This window comes from Pseudoalteromonas sp. APC 3694 (genome assembly GCF_030407565.1).
Taxonomy (GTDB): Bacteria; Pseudomonadota; Gammaproteobacteria; order Enterobacterales; family Alteromonadaceae; genus Pseudoalteromonas; species Pseudoalteromonas tetraodonis.
In genome coordinates, this window is the sequence record NZ_JASDDE010000016.1 from 1 (window position 1) to 9,082 (window position 9,082).

Annotated in this window: 11 protein-coding genes and 2 tRNA genes; 4 read left to right on the forward strand and 9 right to left on the reverse strand. The window is 39.2% G+C overall.

Annotated elements, in window-relative coordinates:
* Positions 1-56: 56 nt before the first annotated feature.
* Both QMA00_RS07470 and QMA00_RS07475 read left to right on the forward strand, forming a co-directional pair.
* Entirely contained in the window at positions 57-1,226 is a 1,170-nt protein-coding gene (locus tag QMA00_RS07470) for a monodechloroaminopyrrolnitrin synthase PrnB family protein (protein ID WP_036980786.1), read from the forward strand.
* Position 1,227: 1 nt separating this feature from the next.
* A complete protein-coding gene (locus QMA00_RS07475; protein ID WP_076922587.1) occupies positions 1,228-2,352 on the forward strand; it encodes an aminotransferase class V-fold PLP-dependent enzyme in 1,125 nt (374 codons plus the stop codon).
* Here QMA00_RS07475 and QMA00_RS07480 read toward each other — a convergent pair.
* From QMA00_RS07480 to QMA00_RS07500, 5 genes are all read right to left on the reverse strand, one after another.
* The gene (locus QMA00_RS07480) at positions 2,336-2,824 is read right to left on the reverse strand and encodes an RNA-binding protein (protein ID WP_076922588.1); all 489 of its coding nucleotides are present in this window, start codon (positions 2,822-2,824) and stop codon (positions 2,336-2,338) included. The genes QMA00_RS07475 and QMA00_RS07480 overlap by 17 nt on opposite strands.
* A 544-nt stretch (positions 2,825-3,368) precedes the next feature.
* Positions 3,369-3,461, reverse strand: a tRNA-Ser gene (locus QMA00_RS07485).
* A gap of 53 nt (positions 3,462-3,514) precedes the next feature.
* A tRNA-Ser gene (locus QMA00_RS07490) sits at positions 3,515-3,605 on the reverse strand.
* A 226-nt stretch (positions 3,606-3,831) separates the two neighbouring features.
* Positions 3,832-3,972: a hypothetical protein gene (locus tag QMA00_RS07495; protein ID WP_008113257.1), complete on the reverse strand. Its 141-nt coding sequence runs from the start codon at positions 3,970-3,972 to the stop codon at positions 3,832-3,834.
* Between the two features lie 759 nt (positions 3,973-4,731).
* Positions 4,732-5,526, reverse strand: a complete 795-nt coding sequence (locus QMA00_RS07500) for a YggN family protein (RefSeq protein ID WP_076922617.1) — start codon at positions 5,524-5,526, stop codon at positions 4,732-4,734.
* Positions 5,527-5,913: 387 nt separating this feature from the next.
* Between QMA00_RS07500 and QMA00_RS07505 the strand changes: the two genes are divergently transcribed.
* Entirely contained in the window at positions 5,914-6,099 is a 186-nt protein-coding gene (locus QMA00_RS07505; protein WP_008108975.1) for a PA3496 family putative envelope integrity protein, read from the forward strand.
* A 118-nt stretch (positions 6,100-6,217) separates the two neighbouring features.
* On the opposite strand, the gene QMA00_RS07510 is transcribed toward QMA00_RS07505, so the two are convergent.
* The 3 genes from QMA00_RS07510 to QMA00_RS07520 all read right to left on the reverse strand — a co-directional run bounded on the left by QMA00_RS07510 (position 6,218) and on the right by QMA00_RS07520 (position 7,803).
* Positions 6,218-6,709, reverse strand: a complete 492-nt coding sequence (locus tag QMA00_RS07510) for a glutathione peroxidase (RefSeq protein WP_076922589.1) — start codon at positions 6,707-6,709, stop codon at positions 6,218-6,220.
* Between the two features lie 93 nt (positions 6,710-6,802).
* Positions 6,803-7,102, reverse strand: a complete 300-nt coding sequence (locus QMA00_RS07515; RefSeq protein WP_016900234.1) for an AzlD domain-containing protein — start codon at positions 7,100-7,102, stop codon at positions 6,803-6,805.
* Complete coding sequence (locus QMA00_RS07520; RefSeq protein WP_076922590.1) at positions 7,099-7,803, reverse strand: AzlC family ABC transporter permease; 705 nt, start codon at positions 7,801-7,803, stop codon at positions 7,099-7,101. Before QMA00_RS07520 ends, QMA00_RS07515 begins: the two co-directional genes overlap by 4 nt.
* Before the next feature lie 105 nt (positions 7,804-7,908).
* Here QMA00_RS07520 and QMA00_RS07525 point away from each other — a divergent pair, with 105 nt between their 5' ends.
* Positions 7,909-8,565 (forward strand): cytochrome b/b6 domain-containing protein, encoded by a 657-nt coding sequence (locus QMA00_RS07525; protein ID WP_076922591.1) that lies wholly within the window; start codon positions 7,909-7,911, stop codon positions 8,563-8,565.
* 52 nt (positions 8,566-8,617) lie between these two features.
* Here the strand turns inward: QMA00_RS07525 and QMA00_RS07530 are convergent, their stop codons facing one another.
* On the reverse strand, positions 8,618-9,070 hold the full coding sequence (locus tag QMA00_RS07530; RefSeq protein WP_013463699.1) for a cytochrome c: 453 nt from the start codon (positions 9,068-9,070) through the stop codon (positions 8,618-8,620).
* Positions 9,071-9,082: the final 12 nt, after the last annotated feature.

A 9,082-nucleotide genomic window follows, 5' to 3' on the forward strand; every position in this document is an offset into this window, starting at 1 on the left:
GAACGGGTGTTCACGATGGGCCGGAATCACTGTTCACGATGCTCCGGAATATGCACATGAGTTCTTTTACTGCTAAGTTTGACCGTTGGATAAGATCAGAGTTTGTAAGCTTAAACTCGCAATTAGAACAGCTTTATTGGCAGCAAACCGATAAGGCTAATGTTGAGGGGGTTGGTGATAGCTTAAAGCTGGCACTAAAGGAGCAAGGTAATGCGTTGATCAGCGACTTATTAGCCGAAGGTAATACCGACGAAGGATTTGATAGCGCATTCGATTTGCTTGGTAATGTTGGTTTGTTCATGGCGGCCTGCCGTAGACATGAGATCACAGAGCCAAGCAGAGAAACAACCTCACCATTAGTTGAAGCATCGGCGCTTGCTATGCATATTGGTGCTTCTATTGGAGTAACCCCTCGTTTTGCTACTGCGCATCTAACCACGCATAATAAAGCCATTAATGGCACCTATAAGCGTTTTACAAACCTTGATGATGAAGCCCTTTTTTTAGATTACAACACCCAAGGTATTTTAGCGTATAAACGTGCGAGTGATGCTTTATTAAAAATACTGCCATTAGGCATTTCACACCCTGTCACGGCTGAACTACTTGAGGTGGTTAAAACGGCATTAATGGATGTAATAGCGTCGAATAACGCCTTATACACTCAGCTAGACACCGAACGTTTTTTTAATTGTGTACGCCCATATTACAAGCCTTACAGGGTAGGTAAAGAGGTTTACCGTGGTGCAAATGCGGGAGACTTTGCCGGTATTAATGTTATTGATATGCTGCTAGGGCTTTGCAGTGCCAATGAGCCGAGTTACTCGCAAATGCTGGTGGATAAATTTTTATATATGATGCCAGAGGATCAACAAATACTTCGTGAAGCCATGCGTATGCAAAGCCTAATGGATGATTTTTTAGAGGCCGAACAATATAAAAATACAAAGTGGTTTCAAAAGCACGGCAAACTATTTATTCAAGTGTGTAAATTACATGGCGACACCGCTATCGGTCATCATAATCAGCTGGTGGAAAAGTTTATTGCTCAGCCATCACAGCACATGCAACAACAGCATATGAGTAAAGTCACTGCCAGTGGACCTCCTCTACCGGTACTGCTTGATTCATTAGCTAAGTTAAGAGATAGGCGTGCCGCTGCAAAGCGTGACGACATAAATACGCGCTTTGATGATTTAAACACGCTAAAACAGTGGATTAATTAATATGGCTAAAAATGATTTTTGTATGCCACAGGGTTGTTATTTACTAAGCCACTCTGTTGGCCGCCCATTAAAAACGAGCTTAGAAAATGCCACTGAACATTTTTTTACTCCTTGGCAAGAAAGTGTAAAAGAGCCATGGCAACAGTGGTTACCCGCCATTGAAAGATTTACTGAGGCATTAGGGCAGTTGTTTAATGCGCCTAGTGAGCAATTTTGTCCTCAGGTTAATTTATCCAGTGGTTTAACTAAATTGGTTATGTCACACCCCGTATTTAATAAACCACAGTGTACGGTATTAATGGCGCAGGCTGACTTTCCCAGTATGGGGTTTGTAATGCAAAAAGCATTGCCTGAATGTGCAAAAATACGCTACATCCCTGAGTATGAAGACTTGAGTGATAGACAGGTATGGCAGCGATATTTAACTCCAGAGATTGATGGTGTGTTTGTCAGCCATGTTTATTCTAATACGGGTGTACAAGCTCCCATAAACGATATTGTGGCGCTGAGTAAAGTCACGAATACACTCTCAATAATTGATGTGGCGCAATCGGCAGGGGTTATTCCTATAGACCTAACGGCGTTAAATGCCGACTTTATGATTGGTTCAAGTGTGAAGTGGCTATGCGGAGGGCCAGGAGCTGCTTATTTATGGGTAAATCCAAAGCAAATAACACAATGTGAACCAAAAGATGTTGGCTGGTTTTCACATCAAAACCCATTCGAGTTTGATATTGCGCATTTTCAATATAACGCTAAAACACTAAGGTTTTGGGGCGGTACGCCCTCGGTACTTCCTTATATTATTGCCGCTCATAGTATTGAATATATTGTTGAATTTGGTGTTGAACAAGTGAGATCGCACAACTTGATGTTACTTGAGTTAATTCAGCAGCAATTGGGCGCTTTTTTAATGTCACCTAGCGCTAAAGAGCAATGTAGTGGCACCGCTATTTTGCAGTTTTCTGAGCATCAGCAAAGTGTATTAACGGCATTAGAGGCTGCAAAAATAAGTGTTGATGTGCGTAAACTCGGCATCCGTGTTTCACCTCACATATATAATACAAAGTCAGAGATACAAACATTTATTGATGTTGTGAAGCACATACTTAAGGTTGCTGACTAAGCTGCTGTTTTTTTTGAGTGAGTGCTTCTATTTGTTGTTGTGCTTGCTTGATTTGTGGGTCAAATCGCTGCTTAAGTGCCGCCGTTTCAGTGGTAATGGCATTCGCAATTGAGCTGGCCCCTAAGCGGTTTGCTTTATCTTGGGTCATGTAATCGATTTGCTGTTTTTTTTGTGCGTATTCTTGTTGGTATTGTTTAATCTTAAGCTCAAGCTGCACAATATCACGCTCTATTTGTTGCACCGCTAGATAATCGTCAACAGAAGTATCGGCAACTGGTGTGTTCTCAGATTGTGGCGTATTTGTTTGCATGATGTTGACGTTTCTAAGCGTGATCACTTGAGCGTCTTCAGCGCAAGGAGTTTGACTAAAAGTAGGCACTCCTTTAATGGTGCATTTATAAACCGTCACTTCATTTGCCATGCTAACAGCACAGGCACCCAAACAATACAGTAGTAATATTAGCTTCGTCATGGTTAAACCTAAGCTGGTTTAAAGTACCATTTATAATGCACTAAGTTGTGACACCATACAATTTGTTTAATTTATTAGCATACGCTTGCGACTGCGTTATAAAAAGTGCAAATTAATAGAGGCTATTAAAATTTAGGCACAAAAAAACCACAATTAAGTGGCTTGTAATCAGTAATGGTGGAGAGGGGGGGATAGACTTACTTACATCCCTGTAATTAATCGCTGCGCGACGCTTGCAGCGGCCTAAAATGTTCCCGACACTTTATCGAACCCTGTCGAGAGTGCTTACCCTCCCTATTTCTTAACGGAGTTAAAATTTAGGCACAAAAAAACCACAATTAAGTGGCTTATATTCAGTAATGGTGGAGAGGGAGGGATAGACTTGCTTACATCCATGTAATCAATCGCTACGCGACGCTTGCAGCGGCCTAAACTGTTCCAGACACTTTATCGAACCCAGTCGAGGGCTCTCACCCTCCCAATTAGCAGCAAAGCTTATTTTTGGGCACAAAAAAACCACAATTAAGTGGCTTATATTCAGTAATGGTGGAGAGGGAGGGATTCGAACCCTCGATAGAGCTACAAACTCTATACTCCCTTAGCAGGGGAGCTCCTTCGGCCACTCGGACACCTCTCCGACGCATTATTTAGCGTGTTATCAATCGGAAAAAACCAATTAATACAAATAAGTGGTGGAGAGATAGGGATTTGAACCCTAGAGGGGCTATAAACCCCTGCCGGTTTTCAAGACCGGTGCATTCGACCACTCTGCCATCTCTCCACGTCGTGATGCAGGATAATACTTAGGTGAGTTGCCTGTGTAAATAGCAAAAAGATCGTTTGCTTAAAAAGTGAGCGTAAATGAGGTTTTTTTTGTAAATTATGAAAATTAAAGATGATTTTTAGCTATGAGGAGGGAGCTGGCAGCAAACAGATGGAGCTAAAGAAGAAACTTCATTTAGTGGTTGGGTGTTTGCTGCAACAATACAAAAATCATGGTTGGGTGACTATTTGTATTGAATTGCACCGCCAAGTGCTAATTTTTTTCCGTAACGGTTAAGTTTAGCTAACATTCTCGCTTTGCGATTAGTTGGTTTAACTGCAACGTGAGTTGTGGCTGTTTGGTTTAATGTATTAATTGGGTTCATTGTATTCGCTCCAAGGTTGTGTCTGTTGAAAACGTGTGCATTTTGCCCGTAGGTTGGTTAAAAATAAAGCGATAAAAATTGCTGGTGAAGTATTAGTTTTTTTAATCTGAAAGTGTTTTTTTGATTTGCTATTTAATGGCGTTTGTTTTGATATTTGTATATTTATTCATTATGTTTGTGTGCTATATCACTTTTGCATGGGGTTTTTTTCAGTTTTTTTATTTTAATATGTTTATAAATAGATTATTTTGAATAGTTATTCAGATTAAATTATTTTGTATTATTGGGGTGGGTTTTACTTCATTCAAAGATTTAACATGCTATTTATAGGTGGTTAATTATTTATCCGAGAAGAGCGTTAAAATAAACGATAAAAAAGAGTGTTGCTAGGCTTTTAAATTATAAAAAAAGTGCCTAGGTTACTAGGCACTTTGGAGCTGGTTGCGTTTTAAAACGCGTCTAACTGGGGATCGCACCGCCTCAGAATTTAAAACTTAAAAAGGAGTGGTTTTAATATGTTGCAATTTGGGCTTACAATCATCAGCTCGAACGGCATTCTATGTGATCTAGAGCGAAGTGAAGATTATACTTTGGTTTGTATTTTACTATGAAGCCACAAAATGCCTCTGCACAGCAAGAGCAGATCCACTCAACAGTCTATTATTTGAGTTAAATGGGACTGGTGGGGTAAAAAACGCAAAATGCGGCATAGCTTAAAAGCAAATGCCGCAAAGGGAGATTAATTAAAATGCTGAGCAGTTAGTGCTGTTTTATAGTAAATAACTCATAGCCTTTTAATGCAGGCACTTGCGCAGTAAGTTGAATTTCTTGTTGTGCGATTTCAATAAAGTCACCACACAGTGTATTTGCACGCTGTTCAAGTTTTTTTGCATGGAGCTCTACTTTTTCTTCTATTTGTGCGCCCATATTTTCCATGCGCTCTTCAAAGGCTTGCATATCGCCACCTGAACCCATTAGCTCAGAGCCTAATGCTACTAAAATACTGCCCATTGATTGCATTACGGCCGACTCAACGGCAGTTTCTATTTGTTGTTCAAACTGCTGTTCAAAGTTTTCACCAAACTGAGTGAAGCTTTGCTGGCCCATGACAAATGTACCTTGTTGGTAAAAGGTACCCTCTACTTCTTGTTGAATATCGTCCATCAAGGTTGCAATGTTATCGAGGCCATTAATATTAAATGCATTGGCGACTTCTTCTAATGCAACACCTGCAATTTTAACCCCTTCAAGGGCAATATTGGCCACTTCAGGTAATTGCACGCGTAAATTATCTGTGTAGTTGGTCAGTGCTTGGCGCTGTGCACTATTTAATGCTACTTGCTCGCCATTGATAGACAGCTCACCTTCAGCGGTAAATAGCATGCGCTGATTATTGGCTTTAACAATTTCTAACTCATTAGGTTTGATGCGCACATCGTTCTTAAATACAACGTTACATTCGTCGTTACTAAATGAAATTGAAGAGCTGTTATCGTTATGAGCCATGGCGCCGGGGGCGCACATAATTGCGCTAACTAATAATAATTCTTTCATGTTTATTCTCTGTTTTTTGCTGATGATAATTAACTTATAACAAGTTTGGTGCCAATAGTTTTTAGTGTTTAAAAACAGTGGTTTGTGATTTTTAAGCTGCTTTGAAGTTGAAAGTAAAGTCATTGAAAAAGCTAAAATTTGGTCAAAATAACCAACAATTAAATGCTAATAAATAAAATTTATCGATACGATAAAAAACTCTCACTTTCCACAATTCAAATTTAGCGCTATTTATTCACAATACTGACACAGAGACTATTTAGGATAGCGATGTGGCTTTATTTTGACGGAAATTTGTACAATGAATTTGCGTTGAACATTTTAATTTCACCAATTATCGCGATACAAGAATCCGTAATTGGTCTCAAACACTTTATGGAGTGGGTTGTGGGTAAGACATTTAGTTACGATGCGCTAGATGATGATTTTGTTGAAGACGAATACGAAATGGTCGGGCGTAATCAACACGACAAGAAAAAGCAAAAGGTGAAAAGAAAGTTAGAGGATTACCTTGAGCAAAAACGCTTGCGTAAAAACCTAGGTGAAGATGACTTAAACGATTATATTGATTAGGTTGTCGCTAGTACAAATCAGTGCCGACATATTAGCTTTTAACTGCTACTTAGGTAGTATTTAAAGCTCTGTGGGTTGGTAATAAAGAGGCTTTATGCCTCTTTATAATTTTTAAGCCTCAAACTTTAGCTGCGAGCAATGCTTTTTCAATTACTTTTTCTAGTTTTTCAGGTTTAGTAAAGGGCGCGTAGCGCTTAATAGGTGAGCCATCTGAATTAATCAAAAACTTTGTGAAATTCCACTTAATTTTTCGTGTTAACAACCCCGGTAATACAGATTTTAAATAGCGAAAAACCGGATGTGTATGCTGACCATTAACGTTCACTTTTTCTGCGATTAAAAAACTAACTCCGTAATTGATTAAGCAACCTTGCGCTATTTGATTCGCGTCTCCGGGTTCTTGCTGGCCAAATTGGTTACACGGGAAACCTATAATGACTAAACCTTGGCAGGCATACTTTTCGTGTAATGCTTGCAATGACTTATATTGATAAGTGAATCCACACTCACTTGCAGTATTTACTATTAACACAACTTTACCTACAAACTCTTGAAAATCGATAGGTTGGCCTTGCAGGCTAGTTGCACTTAGTTGATGAAATGGGTGCATATTATTAAGCTATTATTTGTTTATTTGGCATAGTCTAACCTTTGCTTGGTGATTAACAAAGTCGAAATAGTGAACACTGCTATGGCGTTACTGTTAATTTAAAATCAAAAATAACCCCATACCAGCAAGTGTGGTTAGGTAAATATTATGTGTTTTGTAAGCAACTATAATGGCTACAATCGCTGCGCTTAAATAAGGATTTTGCCAATTTAGATTAATGCCACCATCATTTATAAATACAATAGGCACCCAAATCGCTGTTAGAACCGCAGGTGCACTAAAGCTCAAAAACTGCTGCATTTTAGGCCCTACTTTAAATGGTAGCGCGCGATGTAAGAATAAATAACGGGTAAAAAAGGTAATACATGCCATAAGTAAAATAGTCGTCATCATGATTTAGTGTCCTTATTTTTTACTATTCTAGTTACAACGTAACCTGCACTCATCGCGAGTAGTGCTGAGCATACCAACCACAGCTCAAAGCCTGTGCTTTTTAATAAAGTGGCACAGATCCCTGCAACAATGACAGTGATAAGTGTGGCTAAATTTTTAACTCCTGGGATAACCAAAGCAATAAAGGTTGCAGCAATCGCAAAGTCGAGTCCTAAATTGGTGAGATCAGGGAGTATAGTACCGGCTAAAATACCGAACAGTGTCCAAATATTCCAAGCAATGTAAAAGCTAAAGCCTGCGCTGAGCGCGTAAATTAGGCGCGTTTTAGTCTGGTAGGCGCGAGGATGATGCGAAAAAGCAAATAGTTCATCGGTTAATACAAAGCTGACTGGAAGGCGCCAACGCATAGGTTGCTCAATCACTTTGTGACGAACCGCCAAGCCATATAAAAAATGACGAGAGCTAATAATAAATGTGGTAAATAAAATGGTTAACAGAGGGGTATTACCAGCCATTAACTCAATAGCAACCAGTTGAGCCGAGCCAGCAAATACCAATAGCGACATAGCTTGAGTTTCAAAAGGAGTAAAGCCATTTTGTATTGCCAACGAGCCACATAAAATACCCCAAGGAATAACGGCTAAACATAATGGCAGCATATCTAAAAAGCCTTTTAGTATCGGTTTTTTAATGGACTGCATGTGTTTTACTCTGTGTAATAGTAGAAAGACTCATCGGGATACCTTAAGATTAAGATGCTAAAATAGTTAGCGTTTTAGATGATACTGTTTTTTAGGGAAGGTGCAATGTTCAAGGTAAAAGTGTGGGATGGCTTTTTAAGAAGCTTTCATTGGTTATTAGTATTGAGTATTGCTGCGCTTTATTTTAGTGCTGAAGAGGGCATGATAGAGCTACATTTTGTGGTTGGCTTTTTTACTTTAGCGCTTATTTCAACGCGGATTATATGGGGTCTCATAGGCAGTAAAACGGCAAGAATATCGGCATTACTGCATTCTCCTAAATCGGTGCTTGCTTCTTTTAGTGGCAAAAAAACAAATGATGTAGGCCATTCTGCACCAGGCAGTTATATGGTGTTATTATTTTTTATACTGATTATTACGCAGCTGGTTAGTGGTTTAATGAGCAGTGATGGTATTTTAACTGATGGCCCGTTAGCGCAGTATGTATCGAGTGATACGATTGATTTCGCTAACTGGCTGCATCATATCAATTTTGATATTTTATTTTATGCGATTATTTTGCATGTTGTGGCTATTATTGCTTATAAAATAAAAGGCAAGCCTTTAGTAAAAGCTATGATCACCGGTAATAAAGCACTGGCAACACAAAGCTCAGAGCCTGAGACAAAGTCACCATGGATTGCATGGGTTTTATTTTTACTATTACTGGTTTTAATTATGAGTACTTGGGGAAGTGAACCTTTAAGTTATCTGCTTAGTTAAAAAAAATGGCGCTAATACAGCGCCATTTTTATTGTTTAATACACAGTGTTTATTAGTCTTTGAATTGCTTATGGCAATCTTTACAGCCTTTAGCCCATGCACCAAATGCTTTACCAATGACCGCTTTGTCACCTGTTTGAGCTGCTACAGCAAGTTCATCAGCATATTGCTGAAACGCTGTCGCTTTTTTCATAAAAGTATCGTTTTCAGACCATACCGCAGGAAGTGCTGATGTATCGCCTTTTTCAGTGCCTGCGTAAAATGCCTCCCAAGGCATTTTAGATAATGCCGCCGCGTTATTTGCACGCTGTTTGAATTGCTCTGCATCAAAAGGAATTTTACCCTTAAGCATAGCACCCATATCGCCTATTTGAACTGAAATCATAGAAAATGCAGCTTGGCGATACTCAATTGCATCACTAGGCTCTTTAAACGCAGAATTTGCAGATACACTAAGTGCACATGTAGATAGTAATGCCCCGATAAATACTTGCTTCAATTTCACTTTACTCTACTC

Bases quoted from the DNA above. Each gene is read 5' to 3' on its own strand.
- QMA00_RS07520 (WP_076922590.1), bottom strand. From the start codon at position 7,803: ATGCAGTCCATTAAAAAACCGATACTAAAAGGCTTTTTAGATATGCTG.
- QMA00_RS07495 (WP_008113257.1), bottom strand. From the start codon at position 3,972: ATGAACCCAATTAATACATTAAACCAAACAGCCACAACTCACGTTGCA.
- QMA00_RS07510 (WP_076922589.1), bottom strand. From the start codon at position 6,709: ATGCACCCATTTCATCAACTAAGTGCAACTAGCCTGCAAGGCCAACCT.
- QMA00_RS07500 (WP_076922617.1), bottom strand. From the start codon at position 5,526: ATGAAAGAATTATTATTAGTTAGCGCAATTATGTGCGCCCCCGGCGCC.
- QMA00_RS07525 (WP_076922591.1), top strand. From the start codon at position 7,909: ATGTTCAAGGTAAAAGTGTGGGATGGCTTTTTAAGAAGCTTTCATTGG.
- QMA00_RS07480 (WP_076922588.1), bottom strand. From the start codon at position 2,824: ATGACGAAGCTAATATTACTACTGTATTGTTTGGGTGCCTGTGCTGTT.
- QMA00_RS07515 (WP_016900234.1), bottom strand. From the start codon at position 7,102: ATGATGACGACTATTTTACTTATGGCATGTATTACCTTTTTTACCCGT.
- QMA00_RS07470 (WP_036980786.1), top strand. From the start codon at position 57: ATGAGTTCTTTTACTGCTAAGTTTGACCGTTGGATAAGATCAGAGTTT.
- QMA00_RS07475 (WP_076922587.1), top strand. From the start codon at position 1,228: ATGGCTAAAAATGATTTTTGTATGCCACAGGGTTGTTATTTACTAAGC.